Consider the following 17,845-nt stretch of genomic DNA (forward strand, 5'->3'; position numbering starts at 1 on the left):
TATAGAATTATTTTAAGTTTATAGCAATTCCGCCGAACCGGTGGATTGCCAAAAAAAGGGGGCTCCTTCGATGCGCTTGTCCTGCCTTCTACCCACCGGCCTGCTCCTCGCCACCGCGCTAAGCACGCCGGCACTGGCCCAACGCATTGTCGAGCCCGGCCAGCCTGCGCAGCCTAGTCCGCGAGTCGCTGTGCCCACCGTGATCCACGCCGGCAAGCTGATGACGGAACCGGGCAAGCCGGTCCTGACCCAGGCCACGCTGGTCACCCGCGACGGCAAGATCGAGTCGGTACGCAAGGGCTATCTGAGCCCCGCCGAGCTCGGCCTGCCGGCCACCGCCCCGGTGATCGACCTCACCTCGAAGTTCGTCCTACCGGGTTTCATGGACCTTCATGTCCATATCACCGGCAGCGGCATGCTGAGCAGGCAGGGCGGCTTCGCGATGCGCGAAGAAGATGCGTTTTTCGCGCTGAACGGCGCCGCCAACGCTTCGGTCACGCTGCAGGCCGGCTTCACCACCATTCGCGATCTCGGCGCGCCCAACGGGGCGATCTTTGCATTGCGTGACGCGATCAGCTTCGGCCTCGTGCCGGGTCCGAAGATCATCGCCGCCGGCCAGGGAATCAGTCCTACGAACGGCCATGGCGACTCACATAATCTCAAGTCCGCGTTTCTGGACGCCGAGGCTCTCAGCAATCCGAACGTCTGCGATGGTGCGGACGATTGCCGCCGTGCCACGCGCAACCAGATCAAGCTGGGCGCGGATGTGATCAAGGTGCACGTCACGGGAGGCGTGCTCGATCCTTCGGACGCCGGAACCGAGCAGCAGTTCACCGATGAAGAGCTGAAGGCCATTGCCGATGCCGGGCATTCGATGGGGCGCAAGGTGACCACCCATGCGCACGGCAAGGCGGGCATCGATGCCGCGATCCGCGCCGGCTACGACTCGATCGAGCACGCGATGTGGGCGGACGAGGAAAGCCTGCGGCTCGCAAAGGCGCACGGAACCTACATTATCCCCACGGTCTGGCCGATCAGCTATGTCGGGACGACACCGGAGCAGGTGATGAAGGGGCCGATGCGCAACCTCAATCCCAACTCCCTCGCCAAGCTGTTCAAGCTGGGCGACCAGCCCAAGAAGATGGTGCGGCTCGCCATCAGGATCGGCAACAAGATCGCGCTGGGCACCGATAGCGGCATCGCGCCGCACGGGACCAATGCCCAGGAAATGCTGGAATATGTCGACGCCGGCATGACCAACGTCGAAGCGCTCAAGACCGGCACGGTCAATGCCGCGGAGGCAGCGGGCCTGAAGGACCGTGGCCGGCTCGATCCCGGCATGGCGGCGGACGTGATCGCCTTGGACGCCGATCCCGTCGCGGACATCAGCGCGGTGATGCATGTCGATTTCGTGATGCGTGACGGCATCGTCTTCAAACAGGCTGGCAAGGAGGTCAAGGAATGAGCGGGACCGCAAAACGCTTCGTCATGGGAATCGCCGCGAGCGCGATCGCCCTGGCTCTTGCCGCGCCGGCAATGGCCGAAGACTATATCATCGACAATGTGACGCTGGTCGACGGCACCGGCCAGCCCAACCAGACCGGCATGTCGATCGGCGTCGACAAGGGCAAGATCACCTTCGTCACGCCGACCTCGGTCGCGCCGAAGGTGTCGGGCGTGCACATCGACGCCAAGGGCAAGTATCTGATGCCGGGCATGATGGACGTGCACATCCATCTGAAGGGCGCGCGCGGGCCGGCGGGCGGACCCAAGCTCGACGCGGCGGGTGCGCATCTTGCCGGGCTGCAGGCGCTGGCAAGCTATCTCTATTCGGGCGTGACCACGGTCTATGACGCCGGCAATGTGCCCGAGCACATCTTCGGCCTTCGCGCCGAGGAGCGCGCGGGCAAGATCCTGTCGCCGCGCATCTTCGCCACCGGCTATATCGCGACGTATCCCGGCAGCCATGGCGACAGCGGCGGCCTCTCCATCGACAACTGGACCGAAGACAAGCCCAAGCTGGTCAAATATCTCGAGGAGCAGAAGCCGGACATCCTCAAGCTCACGCTCGAGGAACATGGCTGGGGCACGCGTCCGCTGATCCCGCTGCTGCCGCTCGATCTGATGCAGGAGATCATTCTCGAGGCAAATCGCCATGGCATCCGTACCACCGCGCATACTTCGAGCGAGTTGCGCGCGACCGAGGCGATCTTCGCCGGGATCGACAGCTTGGCCCATCCGGTGATCCAGGGTCCGATCACCGACGAATTCGCCAGGCTGATGGGGGCGAAGAAGATGCCGGTGGCGACGACCCTGACGATCGGCGAGGGCTATAGCCGGCTGGTCGAGCATCCCGAATATCTCGATCAGCCGCTGTACCAGGCTTCGTACACGGCAGCCGAGATCGCCGAGATGCGCAACAAGACCGCACCGGCGTGGAAGGATCGCGGCTGGACCTGGTGGATGAAGCTGATGACGCCGATCGCGCAGGAGAACATGCGCAAGATCGATGCCGCGGGCGGCGTGGTCGCCATCGCGACCGACCAGACCATCGGGCCGGCGGTACATCGCGAGATGGAGCTGATGCAGGCGGCCGGTGTGCCCGCCAGGAAGATCGTCGTCATGGCGACTCTCAACGGCGCCAAGCATCTCGGCAAGGACGATGTGCTGGGATCGATCGAGCCCGGCAAATATGCCGATATGGTGCTCCTCAACGCCGATCCGACCGCAGACGTCAACAATGCCAAGCAGATCGTCTGGGTGATGAAGGCCGGTCAGCTCATCGATGAGGACAAGCTGCCTCTCGGCGGCGGAAAGCGTCCGCTGCGCCGTACCCAACCCTGACGTTTTCCGGGCCACGTCCTCAGCCCAAGGACGTGGCCCACCCTGTTTTCCGCAAGGATTTTTCGTGCCCAAGCTCGCACGCCGCATTACTGAAACGTCGAAGAAGAGCTTCGGCATGTACGCCCGCGCCGCCGCGCTGGGGCCTGCGGGCGACGATCTGATCCATCTCGAACTCGGCAAGCCGATCCACGACACGCCGCAGCACATCAAGGACGCGGCGATCGCCGCACTCCGTGCCGGCAAGGTCCATTATGGCGACCTGCAGGGCGAGCCCGAGTTTCGCGCCGCACTGGCGAACAAGCTGACTGCGTTCAACGGGCTCGATTATTCGCCCGGCGAAGTGCTGGTCACCAATGGTCTTACCCACGCGTCGTTCGCAGCCTTCCTGGCGCTGGTCGATCCCGGCGACGAAGTGATCCTGCTTGAACCCTATTATCCCCAGCATCTCGGCAAGATCGAGCTGGCCGGGGGCACGGTCGTCACCGTTCCGCTCGATGCAGAGGCCGGCTTCTCGATCCGCGCCGACTGGCTCGAGGCGGCGATCACTCCACGCACCAAGATGATCGTGCTGGTCAACCCGTGCAATCCCACCGGGCGCGTCTATTCGCCCGACGAGCTGATGGCGCTGGCCGACGTCGCCATCCGGCACGATCTGTTCGTCGTTTCCGACGAAGTCTATGAATTCATCACTTTCGACGACCGGCGGCACACCAGCATCGCTTCGCTGCCGGGCATGCGCGATCGCACCGTCTCGATGTTTGCCTTCACCAAGTCGCACGCGATGGACGGCTGGCGGCTCGGCTATCTCGCCGCCGACGCCGCGCTGATGCCGGGCCTGATGAAGATCACCGCCAACGATGCGACCCACGTCAACACCTTCATCCAATCTGGCGGCCTTGCCGCGGTGACGGCGGGCGATGGCGATGCGGCGGAAATGGTGGCGGATGATCAGGGCAAGCGCGACCTGCTGGTCCGCGCATTGAACCAGATGCCGGGCGTGCGCTGCGCGCCGCCCGAGGGCACGATCTATGCCTTTCCGGACGTGCGAGGAACCGGTCGCTCCTCGCAAGCGCTGGCCGATGCGCTGCTCGAGGAAGCACGCGTGGTAGTGGAAGCGGGCAGCTTTTACGGCGCGGCCGGCGAAGGTTATCTCCGGCTCTGCTTCGGCTCGGTCACCCACGCGGAACTGGACGAGGCGATTACCCGGCTCAGCCGCTTCTTCAATACGCTCGCCTGAACTACCTCAGGCGCTCGCCCGGTTCGCGCGCCTCCACACCAGATAGGCCAGCGAGATCAGCGCCAGCCAGGGCACGCCGACGATCCACGCGATGTTCCAGAACTGCGTATCGAGCCCCATGGTGATCAGGATCGCCGCAAGCAGCACCAGCCCGGCGATCTGCATATAGGGAAAGAACGGCATCCGGACCTTCAGATCCTCCGCCTTGTGGCGCCGGCGGAAGCTCAGATGGCTGAGCAATATCGTCATCCACACGATGATCGCGCCAAAGATCGCGATGCCGAACAGATAATTATACGCAAGCGGCGTGAGCTTGGAGAGGCCCGCCGAGAGCAGGATGCAGGCCCCTGACACCAGGATCGCCGCGACCGGCGTACCGTTCGGGCTCAACCGGCCGAGAAAGGCCGGTGCATAGCGGCCGCGTGAGAGGGAAAACAGCATACGCGAGCAGAGATAGATGTTGGTGTTCATGCTGGAGAGCGCCGCGCTGACCACCACGAAGTTCATGATCCCCGCGGCATGGGCGATGCCGCTATAGGCGAGCACGCGGACGAACGGGCTTTGCGCGACCACCTTCGCGCCGGATTCGGTCCAGGGGACGAAGCTGACCACGATGGTGAGCGCGAGCACGTAAAAGAGGAGCAGCCGCACCGCCATGGTCCGCAGCGCCGCCGGGATCGCCTTTTCCGGCTCGCGGGTCTCGCCCGAGGTGACAGCGATCACTTCGATCCCGACGAACGAGAAGATGCCGATCAGCACCCCCATCCAAACGCCCCAAAAGCCGTTGGGCATGAAGCCGCCGGGCAGGCCGACGAGATTGTGGAAGCCAACCGGCTTCATGCCCACGCCGAAGATCGCGCTCAGGCCGAGCAGGATGAACAGCACGATCGCCGCCACCTTGATGAAGGCGAACCAATATTCGAACGTACCGAAATCGCTCACCGAGCGCGAATTCACGTAAAGCAGGATGAAGGCGAAACCGAGCGACCAGGCCCAGATCGGCACGTCCGGGAACCAGTAGGTCATATATACGCCAGCGGCCACAGCCTCGCCGCCGATCGCGATCACCTGCGCCATCCAATAAGTGTAGCGGACCATGAAGCCCGCCCAGGGATTGAGATAGGTTTCGGCATAGGTGCCGAACGATCCCGCGCTCGGATGCATCACCGCCATCTCGGAAAGGCTGAGCACCATCACCACCGCGGCGAAGCCGGCGATCAGATAGCTGAGCACCACCGCCGGGCCGGCATAGTTGATCGCGATGCCGCTGCCCATGAACAGGCCGGTGCCGATCGCGCCCCCCAGGCCGATCATCACGATCTGCGCCTTGCCGAGCCCCTTGGCGAGCCCCTGTTCGCGTTCGGCGATTTCCTGTTCCTGCATGCGCGACCTCCGGCTCTTCGATGCGGCTTCGCCTATCGATAACACCGGTTGCCGCCGCCGCAATTAGTTTAAACATAAATTATTTTGCGGTGCCCCCTTCAGAGGCTGGACATCTGCGTCATGATGCAATTACTTTAAACCTATATCATCGCGGATAGAGGGGGAGTTATGCGTCTTTCCAAGCTCGTGGCGACCACGGCCGGCCTTCTCGCGTCTCTCTCCATTCCTGGCGCGCTGCGCGCCGGACAATCCGTGCCAGATCCTGTCACGGCCGGCACGGCGCCGCAAAAGGCGGCGCAGGACGCATGGGTGCCCGGCAGCAGCTACGACCCTGCGATCCCGACGATCCAGCAAGTCCTCGGCTTCACTCCGCCCGCGCAGTTCACCAGCTTCTACGAAACCGAAAAGCTGCTGCATCGCTGGGCCGAAAGCTCGAACCGCGCCCGATTGGTGACATATGGCGAGGATTATGAGGGCAAGAAGCTCTACATGCTGGTGATCAGCAGCCCGAAGAACATCGCGGCGCTGGATGCGCACGTCGCCAATCTCGGCAAGCTGACCGATCCGCGGACCCTTCGGCCCGGCGAGTTGCCGGCCATTATCGAGAACACCCCGGGGGCGGTGATGATCTCGACGATCGACACGAGCGAAGCCTCGTCCGTGGAAGCAATGCAGCTCGTTGCCTATCAGCTGCTCGCCGGCACCGATGCGCGCACGCAGCGTATTCTCGACAATGTGCTGACCTATATCATTCCGGTCGAGAACCCTTCGCCACGCGAGCGCTATGTCGCCTGGTATCGCACCGCGCAGAGCCAGATCGCCAAGGCCGATCCCAATGCTGCAGAGCACAACGAGCCCTGGGGCGTGGGCAGCGATTCGAACCACTACCTGCTCGACCCCAATCGCGACATGGTGCCGCTGAAGATGCGCGAGGGCCGCGCCAAGGTGGAGCTGATCCGCAACTGGCGACCCGAGCTGGCGCTCGACATCCATGAGATGGGCGCCAATTCGACCTTCTTCTTCCCGCCCTATCCCGAGCCGTACAACACCAACCTGCCCAATGACTGGCTGAAGAAGTGGTGGGATATCTATGGCAAGGACATGCGCCAGCAGTTCGATGCACGCGGCTGGCGCTATTATTCGGGTGATTCGTTCGGTTCGCCCTTCCTCGGCATGCACACGCTCTATACCCAGTATCACGGCATGATCGGCGTGCTGTTCGAGCAGGCGGCAGGCAGCGGCGGGCTGGTGATCGAGCGCGACAACGGCACGCTGCTGACATTGCGCGATCGCGTGTCGCATCACGTCACCGGCATGATGTCGTACCTCGACACCACCGCCACCAACCGGCGCGAGCTGCACCGCGATTTCCAGCAATTCTTCGCCTCGTCGATGAACGGCGTGCCCGGTGTCGCGCAAAAGGCCTATGCGTTTCCGCCCGACGCCGACCCCAACAAGATGTCGCAGTTCATCGACAGCCTGCTCGCGCACGGGATCGAAGTGCAGCGTACCACCCAGCCCTTTTCGGTTGGCCGGGCCAGCGGCTATTATTCGAGCGCGCCGGGGCGGCATGATTTCCCGGCCGGTACCTATCTCGTCTCGTTGAGGCAGCCGCTCAGCCGCCTGGCCAACGCCTTGCTCGAGAAGGAACCGTTCCATTCGATCTCGGTCTTCTACGACATCTCGGTATGGGCCTTGCCCTATCAATACGGCATCGACGGCTATTGGATGGACAGCGCACCTCCGGTCGCCACCGAAGCGGTGACCGAGCCCTTGTCGCTCAAGGGCAGCGTGAGCGGACAGGCAGGCTTCGCCTATGTCTGGCCCTATCGCGGCGCGCTCGATGCCGCGGCGGCCTATCGCCTCGCCGAGGAAGGAGTGAACCTCTATATCCATCCTGGCCCCTTCACGATCGCGGGCAAATCCTATGGTGCGGCCTTCGTCGCGCCACTCGACGAGAACCAGGCTTCGATCCACGAGCGCGTGCGCGCCGTGGCGGCGGACCTGCCGATACAGGTCCAGGCACTTTCCACCGGCCATAGCGGCCAGGGATCCGACCTTGGCTCGGGCGTGCTCCAGCCAGTGGGCAAGCCGGCGGTGGCGGTGCTCACCCGCGAAGGCACCGATCAGTCCGCCTGGGGCAGCTTCCACTTCTTCTTCGACGAGATGTACAAGCTGCCCTTCACCCCAATGACGATCGAGACGCTGCGCGACGCCGATCTACGCCGCTACAACACGATCATCGTCCCCGATGGTGGCCAGAGCGTCGGCCGCGGCGGCGTCCGCGGAAAGCCCTATGAATGGTATTTCCGCGAGGAAGGCACCCAGCATCTCAAGGCATGGGTGGAACAGGGCGGCACGCTCATCACCGTCAAGGGCGGCACCGCTTTCGCATCGGCGGCAGGCGCCGGGCTGACCAGCACCGAAAGCAAAGGCGTAACGCGCCAGACCCCGGGCGCGATCGTGCGAGTCGACGCCAAGGGAAGATCGCCGCTGACGCTCGGCTATCCGGACTCGTTCCACGTGCTGTCGCGCAATACGCGACTATTCTCGGCGGGTGAGAAAGGCCGGGCCGTGCTGTCCTATGCCGAGCCCGCCAAGCTGAAGATCGCCGGCTATCTGCTCGACGAGGACCGGGCCAGCCTTTCCGCGAGCGATTTCCTGATCACCGAAAGCGTCGGCAAAGGCCGGGTAATCATGTTCGCCGAGGATCCGAACCTGCGTAATCAATGGACGCACCTCCATCAGCTGTTGTTCAACGCCATCCTGTTCGGCCCCTTGGTCCGCTAATCGATTTCCCCTGCGACCTCGATGTTGCCTGCGTCGACACGATCCTCAGGCAAGTTTAAAGAGTGTGGCCTGGGTGTTTTGTCCCCTGCATTTAATGATGCGGATTAAGTATAAAGTGAACCGCCCCGGGGTTTGTCGGGGGTTTCCGGGTTTAAGTTGCGTGGCAATGGGTGTGTCGTCGAGCATGGCATAGTATCGCTCTTCGGCCTCGGTTTCGCTCCTCTCCATACGTCGCCTCAGTCGAGATAGCCGACCATATCCTGAACATCGATCGCCGAGATCAGGATCATCGCCGGAGCATGGTAGAAGACACAGAACGCCGGAAGCGAGGTCCGGCATGGCCGAGGATTGTTGTTCGAGAAAAGGCGCGACGCTCGCGCGGCTCGCGGAAAAGGCCGGGCAGCGCCGGGTGCTGGTGATTGTGATGATCATCAACCTCGCGATGTTTGCGGCAGATTTCGGCGGCGGCCTGTTTGCACGTTCCTCCGCGCTGATGGCCGATTCGGTCGATATGCTGGGCGATGGCATCGTCTATGCGTTGAGCCTCTACGCGCTGCATCGTGGCCCGCGCTGGGAAGCTGGCACCGCACTCGCCAAGGGTGGCCTGATCCTGGCGCTTGCGATCGCGGTAGGGATCGAGATCACCGACAAGGTGGCGAATGGCGTCCCTCCATCGAGCAGCCTGATGCTAGGCTTTGGCGGCGCGGCGCTGGTGGCGAACCTGGCCTGCCTGGCGATGCTATGGCGATTCCGGCACGCGAACGTGAACATAAGCAGCACCTTCGAATGCTCGCGCAACGATGTAGCGTCGAATCTTGGCGTGCTGATCGCCGCTGGCCTCGTCGCTGCGACAGGCGCGGGCTGGCCCGATATCCTGGTCGGCGGGGTGATCGCGCTGATCTTGTTACGTTCGGCCGGGAGAGTGCTCTCCGCCGCCCTGCCCGCCTGGCGCGACGCCAAGCCTGTGTCACCGGAGATACTGCGATGACAGCTCCGGCCTATTTCCCTACAACTGCAGCCATGCACCGCCCCGGCTGGTTCCTGCTGCTCGCCCTCCTCGCTGTCGCGCTGACGGCGAGTTCCGCGGCGCATGCGCGCGAGGCGCTGGGCAGCGCCACGATCTCCTGTAGCGGCGAGACGCATGCCGATGGTGACGGCGACCAAGTGCCGGGCGATGCCGATCAGGGCGTGCCGCACCACCATGGCAATTGCCACGGCCACGCCGTCGCATTGCGGACGGGCGCAGTGGAATCGGTACACCCCTTACCGCTGGCGAGCTGTGCCTTTGCATCGCCGGCGGCGGACCTAGCCTCGTTTCTCGTCGATCCCGCCTTGCGGCCACCGAGAGTCTGAGGCGCGCGCCCGCGCGCCATCCAGCCCCTGACCGCAATCGCCGGTGTACTGCCGGCTGAGGAACCCGATCGATGAGAACGCTATTCGCGGCTCTGCCGCTTACCCTGACGCTTGCCGCCTGTGGCGGCGGCGGGAACCTGCAAACCAACCAGGCCGAGCCGGCCGAGGCCACGCACGCCGAGGAAGGCGTCGTCGCGCTCACCCCACAGCAGATCGCCACTGCCGGCATCGAGTTGACCCACCCGACGCTCGGCGGCAGCGGCGGCACGATCGAGTTGCCCGCCTTGCTGGAAAGCGACCCGCAGGCGACGCGGATCGTTGCCGCCACTGTACCCGGCCGCATCGTCGAGCTGCGTCGCAACCTTGGAGACCGCGTCCGTCAGGACGAGACGCTCGCGGTGCTCGAAAGCCGGGAAGCCGCCGGTCTTCAGGCCGAAGTGCAGCGCGCCGCCGCCGGTGCCGAGCTCGCCCACAAGACGCTCGCCCGGGATGAGGCGCTCTATGCCAAGGGCTTCCGTCCCCTGCGGGAAGTCGAGATCTCGCGTGCGGCCGCAAAACAGGCGGACGTAGCGCTTCGCCTCGCCCGAGAGCAGGTGGCCGCCAGCGGATCGCGCGGCGGGCGCTACAACCGCATCGTCATCGCCGCGCCAATCTCCGGCCAGGTGATCGCGCGCACCGCCGTACTCGGCCAGAACTTTGCCGCCGATGCCGCCGAGACCGAGCTGTTCCGCGTAGCCCGCCTCGACCGGCTGAGCGTGTCGCTCTCGCTTTCCCCCGCCGATGCCGCACGAGTGCGCGTCGGCACGCCGGTGCAGGTCAGCGCTGCTGGCCGCACCGGCCAGGCGTGCATCCGCTTCGTCTCCCCGGTGCTCGACGAGAAGACCCGGCAGGTGCCGGTGCTCGCCGAACTCGACAACCGCGCTGGCCAATGGCGCGCTGGCGAGCCGGTCACGGCATCGGTATCGCTGCCCGGCAATGGCGACGGCACGATCCGCGTGCCCTCCACCGCGGTGCAGACCGTCGAGGGCCGCACCGTCGTCTTCGTCCGCACCGGCAAAGGCTTCCGTGCCGTGCCGGTGACGCTCGGGCGCCGGGACGGCGCAATGGTGATTGTCGCGTTCGGCCTGACCGGCCACGAGACGATCGCGGCGGCGAACAGCTTCACCTTGAAATCGGCACTCGGCGCGTCCGAAGCCGGGCACGAGGACTGAGACCATGATCGATCGCATCGTCGCATGGGCGGTGGACAAGCGCTGGCTTGTCCTCCTGCTCACCCTCATCGCCGCCATTATCGGTGCCGGCGCGCTCTGGCGCCTGCCTATCGATGCAGTGCCGGACATCACCAACAACCAGGTGCAGGTGAACGTCCTGGCGCCCGCGCTCTCGCCCGAGCTGATCGAGAAGCAGGTCGCCTTCCCGATCGAGACCGCGCTTTCGGGGATCAAGGGGCTGAAGAGCACGCGTTCGCTCAGCCGCAACGGCTTCGTCCAGGTCACCGCGATCTTCTCCGATTCGACCGACATCTACTTCGCGCGCCAGCAGGTGCAGGAGCGCCTGTCGCAAGCGCAGGAAGACCTGCCCACCGGTGCCCGGCCCGAGTTGGGACCGATCGCGACCGGCCTGGGCGAAGTCTATATCTGGACGCTGCGCTACGCCGAGCGCGGGCACGACGGTCACCGCCCCGGCGAGCCCGGCCTCCAACCCGATGGCAGCTACATCACGCCCGAGGGCGACCGCCTCGCCACCGAGGCAGACAAGGCCACCTATCTCCACACCGTGCAGGACTGGATCGTCGCGCCGCAGGTGAAGAGTGTCGAGGGGGTCGCCGGCATCGACTCGCTCGGCGGTTTCGAGAAGGAATATCTGGTCGTCCCGGACGTCCAGCGGCTCGCCGGCCTGCGCCTGTCGCTGGCCGATCTTGCCGAGGCGCTCGAACGCAACAATGTCGCCACCGGCGGCGGCACGGTGAACCGCAATGGCGAGGGCCTGGCGGTGCGCGCCGATGCCCGCATCCGCAGCCTGGCGGAACTGCGCGGCACGGTGATCGCGACACGCGAGAACACGCCGATCACGCTCGGCCAGGTCGCCGACGTGCGGCTGGGCCAGGGCATCCGCTGGGCGCGGGATCGGAGAATGGCCGCGAAGTGGTCACCGGCACCGCGATCATGCGGATCGGCGAGAATAGCCGAACCGTCTCCACCGGAGTGGATGCCAAGCTGAAGGCGATCGCTCCGTCATTGCCGCGCGACATCGTGATCGAGCCGGTGCTGGATCGCACCAAGCTGGTCAACGCGACCATCGCCACCGTCTCGAAGAACCTCGCCGAGGGTGCGCTGCTCGTCATCGTCGTGCTGTTCCTGTTGCTCGGCAACTTCCGCGCTGCGCTGATCGCGGCGATGGTGATCCCGATCACTATGCTGCTCACCGGCTTCGGCATGCTGCAGGCGGGCGTTTCGGCGAACCTGATGAGCCTTGGCGCGCTCGACTTCGGCCTGATCGTCGATGGCGCGGTGATCATCGTCGAGAATGCGCTGCGCCGCCTTGCCGAGCGTCAACACGCTGAGGGCCGCGCGCTCGACCTGTCCGAGCGCCTGGCCACCGTCTCCGCCGCCGCGCGCGAGATGATCCGCCCCTCGGTCTATGGCCAGGCCATCATCATGCTCGTCTATCTGCCGCTGCTCACGCTGACCGGGGTGGAGGGCAAGACCTTCGAGCCGATGGCGCTCACCGTCATCATCGCGCTCGGCTTCGCCTTCATCCTCTCGCTCACCTTCGTGCCCGCCGCGGTGGCGATCGCCTTGTCCAGGCCCGTCGACGAGAAGGAGGGCCGGATCATATCGTGGCTGCGCCGACGCTACGAACCCGGCCTCGACCGTGCGATGAAACGGCCCGCGCTGACTATCGGCGTCGCGCTCGGCGCGCTTGCCCTGGCGGGTGCGGCTTACACTACGCTCGGCCAGGAGTTCCTGCCCCAGCTCGACGAGGGCGACGTGCTTGTCTCCGCCTTCCGCGTGCCGGGCACTTCGGTGGAGCAGAGCCAGAAGATGCAGGCACAGATCGAGCATGCGCTGCAAGGCATGCCCGAGATCCGCACCGTCTTCTCGCGCACCGGCACTGCCGAGGTCGCCTCGGATCCGATGCCGCCCAATGCCACCGACACCTTCATCATGCTCAAGGATCGCAGGGACTGGCCCAATCCGTCCGAAGACAAGGCAGCAGTGGTCGAGCGGATCGAGGCGCGGCTCGCCCGGGTGCCGGGGCATGCCTATGAGGTCACCCAACCGATCCAGATGCGCTTCAACGAGCTGATCGCCGGTGTGCGTTCGGACGTGGCGGTCAAGGTGTTCGGCGAGGATTTCGGCGAGCTCAATGCCACCGCCGCGAAGATCGCGGGCGTGCTGCGCAAGGTGCCGGGCGCGGAGGACGTCAAGGTCGAGCAGACCGAAGGGCTGCCGATGCTCGACATCGCCTTCAACCACGATGCCGCCGCGCGGCTGGGCGTGCGGGCGCAGGACGTGGCGGATACCGTCTCCACTGCGGTAGGCGGACGTCAGGCTGGCGTGATCTTCGAGGGCGACCGGCGCTTTCCAGTCGTCATCCGCCTGGACGATGCAATGCGCTCCGATCTGGAGGCGCTCGGTCAGGTACCGGTGCCGACGCCCTCCGGCGCCTTCGTGCCGCTCTCCTCGGTCGCCGAGATCCGTTTGATCGACGGCCCGAACCAGATCAGCCGCGAGAATGGCAAGCGGCGCGTCGTCGTCCAGGCCAATGTGCGCGGGCGCGACGTGGCGAGGGTCGTCGCGGAAGCACAGGCGGGAATATCGCGCGACATCGCCTTGCCGGCGGGCACCTGGCTCGAATGGGGCGGGCAATTCCAGAATCTCGCCTCGGCGCGCGACCGGCTGTTAATCGTGGTTCCCGCCTGCTTCGTGCTGATCCTGCTGCTGCTCTACGGTGCACTCGGCAATGTCCGCGATGCCGCGATCGTCTTCACCGGCGTGCCGCTGGCGCTGGTCGGCGGAGTGCTGGCGCTGCTGCTGCGGGGCATGCCCTTCTCGATCTCGGCAGCTGTGGGCTTCATCGCGCTATCGGGAATCGCGGTGCTCAACGGCCTGGTGATGCTCACGTCCATACGTCAGCTTGTCGCCGATGGCCGCGACCGCGCCACGGCCGCTCGTGAAGGCGCGCTCGCCCGCCTCCGCCCGGTAGCGATGACAGCGCTGGTGGCCAGCCTCGGCTTCGTTCCGATGGCGCTCGGCCACGGTGCCGGCGCCGAGGTCCAGAAGCCGCTGGCGACCGTGGTGATCGGTGGCCTCTTCACCGCGACATTGCTGACACTCTTCGTGTTGCCCACGCTTTACGCACGATTTGGTCGGCGCCCCGTAGCCACCTGATCGGCGATGAGAAGGGAATCCTTCCTCGCCAAGAGCCAGCATTCCGTCATTCACAAGCCCCGCTCATACGTCGACATGCTCATCTGGCGAACGTCCTAATGGCAAAAGCCGCCGTTTGCCGTGTGCTGCAGGCGTGGCGGGTAAGTCCCAACGGCGGTCATTCGCGGACAATCTGAACGCACCAGAGCTATCGGCGTTGATTGCCCTGCTCCCTTTCAAGATGAAGGCTTCTTCTTCAGCTACGAAGGGAAGAACGCGAATGAAAACCGCGACTGATTGCCGATTGGTGTCCCTGAAAGACCATGAAGCTCATTCGCCTCCAAGGTCGGGCGGCACGGTTATGTTGTAGCGCGGGTCGAGCTCGCCCCCTTTGATGAGAGCGCGCTTGCCCGATCCAAGATCAATGCGGGACGTGTCTAGCCGGGATCGCCAGATAAGTTGCTGGTTTCATTGCCTCGGATAAGAAGGAAATGGCAAATATACCAACCAAAACACTGTATTATAACAATAATATGTGTCATAATTCACTTTCCGGTCTCGGATACGAGAGCGGATCGATGGCTTGCGCTGCGCGAGCGTGGCAGGCGGCAAGCGCCGCTTGCAGCACGTAAAAGCCGTCCCCGCCCCCAAGTTCTTTGGTCAGTGCCTCGGCGCGGGCCAGCGCATCTTGGGACAGCGCTTCGCCCAGGCCACGGCCTCGTCCATGTCCCTGACCTCCCAGATCGAGAAGCCGGCGACCAGCTCGCGGGCCTCGACGAACGGTCCGTCGATGACCGTGCGGTTGGAGCCATCGAAGGCGATGCGCTTGGCCTCGGCGCTGGGCTTGAGGCCGGCAGCAGCCACGAAGACGCCGGCTTGGACCAGATCCTCGGTGAACTGGTCCATCGCCTCGAACGCCGCCAGCATCTCGGGCGTGGGGGACACACCTTTTTCGCTCTCCTCGGTGGCTTTCACGAACACCATAACCCGCATCGTCTGTCTCCTTGTTTGAGCCGACCCCTTTTTGGGCGTCTCATAGGCACGACGAACGAGCTTGTCGGAAATCGACATCGTTCTGCAAATTCTTCTCGGGCGTCCAAGCGCGCCACTTTCCGGGTAACATAACGCTCCTCGGCCGGCCGGAGAGGCGCAATTGACATTCGCGCCCGGGATTCATAGGCATCTATGAGGTATGTTGTATCATATCCTGAACTGGGGGTGGCTTTGTCGTATATCGTTAAGGGGTTCGCAGCGGTTTCTCTGATCGGGGCGTGGGCGTCGCCCGCGCTCGCACTCGCGCAAGACGCTACTTCCGTTGGCCAGGCAGAAGGCACGGCAACACAGGAGCAGGTTCCGAATTCGGAGCATCCGGCGGCCGAGCCGGAAGCCGGCGCGATCATCGTAACCGGTTCGCTGATCCGCGGCCTGCCCAGGGAATATGTCGCGAGTCCGGTTTTCACCTATGGTCAGGCGGACATCGTGCAGTCCGGCGCGAGCGCGGTTTCGGAGTATATGCTCACGATCCCGCAGAACTTCACCGGCGACCTGAGCGATTTCGGAACCTCGGCGGCGCAGATCGGCACCACGCTTGGCGGGGGCACGACCTATAATCAATATGACGGCTTCGCGAGCTTCGCGCTGCGCGGTCTCGCCTCGGATGCGACCCTGACGCTGGTAAACGGTCGTCGCATGGCGTCGGTCGGGATGATCGAATCGCCGACCGTCTCCGTCCTGCCGTCCGCGCTGATCGAGCGCATCGACATCATTCCGGACGGCGCGTCCGCGACCTATGGCGCCGACGCCGTGGCCGGCGTCGTCAACATCGTCACGCGCAAGCCCGACGAGGGTGTCGAGCTGCGCCTGCGCGGATCGACCAGCACCCAGACCGGCTCGAAGAACGGCGAGGCCAGCGCGCTTGTCGGCCATAGCTGGGGAAGCGGCAGCGTCTACGGCATGGCGATGTACCAGAAGCGATCCGAGTATATCGAGGATCCCGTCGTCTCCGACGGCTGGCGCGTTCAGATCAGTCAGTTGCCCAATGAAGAGCTCAGCGGCTTCTACGGCGGCATTCGCCAGGAGGCGGGCGACGTAAGCCTTTCGGTGGACGCATCGCACTTCCAGCGCGATCGCGACGCGCGCGTCGATTATCCGGACTATACTCAATATAATGAGCTATTTAAGACGCGCACGACGGGTTCGTCCGTCAATGGGAACGCCCATTGGCAGGGCAACGGCACGACCTCGGTCGATCTGAACATCGATTACGGGCGCAACAAGACCAGCAGCAATGTCTTCGAAGGCGTTGCGCCTTACGGCGATCCCGATACGCACTACAATTACACCAATAGTTTGTTCGTCGCCGAGCTGAGCGGCCAGACGGCGCTTGCGCGGTTGCCGGCAGGGCCGGTCATGGTGGCGGGCGGCGTGCAATATCGCGTCGAGACGCTGCGCACCGATGCGAAGATATTCTTCAATCTCAACGGCGGGACGCGGAAGGCGAAATCGGTCTTCGGCGAGGTGAACGTACCGATCGTGGGGCCCGATCAGGATCTGCCGTTCGTACGGTCGCTGACCCTCACGGCCGCCGCGCGCTACGAGGATCTGGGCTTCGATAACGCATTGGCGCCCAAGCTGGGTCTGCGATGGCAGGTCAATCGCTCCGTCGCGCTGCGCGGTACCTATGCGCGCTCATTCCTGGTGCCGCGGTTTCGCGACACCATCGGCATTGCCGAGCAGGTTTCGTTCTGGAACTATCCCAACGCCTTCCTCAATCCTGCCGACCAGAACCCCGCTTTGCCGGCGGGAAATGCACTGGTCATGTTCCGGGCCGGCTCCAATCCCGATCTCAAGACGCAGAATGCGGACAGCTTCACATTCGGTGTGGACCTCACACCCAGCTTCATTCCGAACCTGACGATCAAGGCGGGCTATTACCGGATCAGGATTTCGGACCGCATCGTCACCCCGTCGCAGGACGACAGCGTCTCGGTCCCCGACCTGCAGGTCTTCAACACGCAGAACCCGAGCCCCGAACTGATCGGGAGCATCGTCAACAATCCGGTGGTGTTCCGTTGGTTCGCCACCGACATTCCCTTCGTGAACGATGGCGGGACCGTCATCTACGACAGCGCGAGCCAGATCCCCTCGCAACTGCTCTCGAGCGTCCAGGCGATCGCGGACATCCGGCCCCAGAACTTCGCGGTGGAGTTTACCGACGGTCTCGATCTCGACCTCGCCTATCGCAGCCGGATGTTCGGCGGCGACGCAAGCCTGCGCCTGACCGGGCAATATATTCTGAACCTGAACCTCAAGGCCGGCTCCGGAACGGCAGTTTCGCGGCTCGACGGCTATGCGCAGCCGGCCGACCTGCGGCTGAACGGCACGCTCCTCTGGGGGCGCGACGGCTTCTCGGTCGGATCGGTCGTGAACTATGTCGACGGCTTCACCGACAATCGGCCCGGCCAACCGGCCCGAAAGATCTCCTCGTACACGACCGCATCCCTGTTCCTCGGCTTCGATCTGGGTCGTCTCTCGCCCGCGCCGTGGCTCGCGAACAGCGAAGTCCAGTTCGTCGTCGCCAACCTGTTCGATGCGCAGCCACCACAGATCGTCAACGGCGTGCTGGGATTCGACCCTTACAACAACCCGCCCAATCCGCGGACGATCGGGATCGTTCTGACCAAGAGGTTCGGCGGGAAATGAAGGGAGCGGCGCATGCCGGATTCCAGACGATCCGCTGCGATTTCTTTACGGGATAGGGACGCGGTTGCGTCTCAAAGACGGGAGGATCGTGCATGCTAGCTGCCGCAAGGCCGCCAGGGCTTGACGAGGTGACGGCCGGATGCCGCGCGCCGTTGCCGCGTTT

The 17,845-nt window shown here is 64.3% G+C and carries 11 protein-coding genes and 1 pseudogene; 9 read left to right on the top strand and 3 right to left on the bottom strand.

Translation table 11 applies throughout. The features are described from left to right. The first annotated feature begins 70 nt into the window (after window positions 1-70). The 3 genes from HB724_RS12005 to HB724_RS12015 all read left to right on the top strand — a co-directional run bounded on the left by HB724_RS12005 (window position 71) and on the right by HB724_RS12015 (window position 4,081). Window positions 71-1,465 (top strand): amidohydrolase family protein, encoded by a 1,395-nt coding sequence (locus HB724_RS12005; protein ID WP_213981178.1) that lies wholly within the window; start codon window positions 71-73, stop codon window positions 1,463-1,465. After that, entirely contained in the window at window positions 1,462-2,844 is a 1,383-nt protein-coding gene (locus tag HB724_RS12010) for an amidohydrolase family protein (protein ID WP_213981179.1), read from the top strand. The genes HB724_RS12005 and HB724_RS12010 overlap by 4 nt, the downstream gene beginning before the upstream one ends. A gap of 64 nt (window positions 2,845-2,908) precedes the next feature. After that, complete coding sequence (locus HB724_RS12015; RefSeq protein WP_346344721.1) at window positions 2,909-4,081, top strand: pyridoxal phosphate-dependent aminotransferase; 1,173 nt, start codon at window positions 2,909-2,911, stop codon at window positions 4,079-4,081. 6 nt (window positions 4,082-4,087) lie between these two features. On the opposite strand, the gene HB724_RS12020 is transcribed toward HB724_RS12015, so the two are convergent. Further along, window positions 4,088-5,464, bottom strand: coding sequence for an amino acid permease (locus HB724_RS12020; RefSeq protein ID WP_213981180.1), 1,377 nt, complete (start codon window positions 5,462-5,464; stop codon window positions 4,088-4,090). A gap of 252 nt (window positions 5,465-5,716) precedes the next feature. Here HB724_RS12020 and HB724_RS12025 point away from each other — a divergent pair, with 252 nt between their 5' ends. The 5 genes and pseudogenes from HB724_RS12025 to HB724_RS12045 all read left to right on the top strand — a co-directional run bounded on the left by HB724_RS12025 (window position 5,717) and on the right by HB724_RS12045 (window position 14,001). Continuing rightward, window positions 5,717-8,254 carry a M14 family zinc carboxypeptidase gene (locus HB724_RS12025; RefSeq protein ID WP_213981181.1) on the top strand — a complete coding sequence of 846 codons (2,538 nt, stop codon included), beginning with the start codon at window positions 5,717-5,719 and terminating at the stop codon, window positions 8,252-8,254. 337 nt (window positions 8,255-8,591) lie between these two features. After that, window positions 8,592-9,242: a cation transporter gene (locus HB724_RS12030; protein ID WP_213981182.1), complete on the top strand. Its 651-nt coding sequence runs from the start codon at window positions 8,592-8,594 to the stop codon at window positions 9,240-9,242. Window positions 9,243-9,274: 32 nt separating this feature from the next. Then, entirely contained in the window at window positions 9,275-9,607 is a 333-nt protein-coding gene (locus HB724_RS12035; RefSeq protein WP_213981183.1) for a hypothetical protein, read from the top strand. A 71-nt stretch (window positions 9,608-9,678) separates the two neighbouring features. Beyond that, entirely contained in the window at window positions 9,679-10,818 is a 1,140-nt protein-coding gene (locus HB724_RS12040; protein WP_213981184.1) for an efflux RND transporter periplasmic adaptor subunit, read from the top strand. A 4-nt stretch (window positions 10,819-10,822) separates the two neighbouring features. After that, window positions 10,823-14,001, top strand: a pseudogene (locus HB724_RS12045) (CusA/CzcA family heavy metal efflux RND transporter). A gap of 309 nt (window positions 14,002-14,310) precedes the next feature. Here the strand turns inward: HB724_RS12045 and HB724_RS12050 are convergent. Both HB724_RS12050 and HB724_RS12055 read right to left on the bottom strand, forming a co-directional pair. Continuing rightward, window positions 14,311-14,436, bottom strand: coding sequence for a type IV toxin-antitoxin system AbiEi family antitoxin domain-containing protein (locus tag HB724_RS12050; RefSeq protein ID WP_213981198.1), 126 nt, complete (start codon window positions 14,434-14,436; stop codon window positions 14,311-14,313). Window positions 14,437-14,640: 204 nt separating this feature from the next. Then, window positions 14,641-14,973: a YciI family protein gene (locus HB724_RS12055; RefSeq protein WP_213981185.1), complete on the bottom strand. Its 333-nt coding sequence runs from the start codon at window positions 14,971-14,973 to the stop codon at window positions 14,641-14,643. A 231-nt stretch (window positions 14,974-15,204) separates the two neighbouring features. Between HB724_RS12055 and HB724_RS12060 the strand changes: the two genes are divergently transcribed. Further along, on the top strand, window positions 15,205-17,682 hold the full coding sequence (locus tag HB724_RS12060; RefSeq protein ID WP_213981186.1) for a TonB-dependent receptor: 2,478 nt from the start codon (window positions 15,205-15,207) through the stop codon (window positions 17,680-17,682). Window positions 17,683-17,845: the final 163 nt, after the last annotated feature.

This window comes from Sphingomonas sp. dw_22, assembly GCF_018449795.1.
Classification (GTDB): Bacteria; Pseudomonadota; Alphaproteobacteria; order Sphingomonadales; family Sphingomonadaceae; genus Sphingomonas.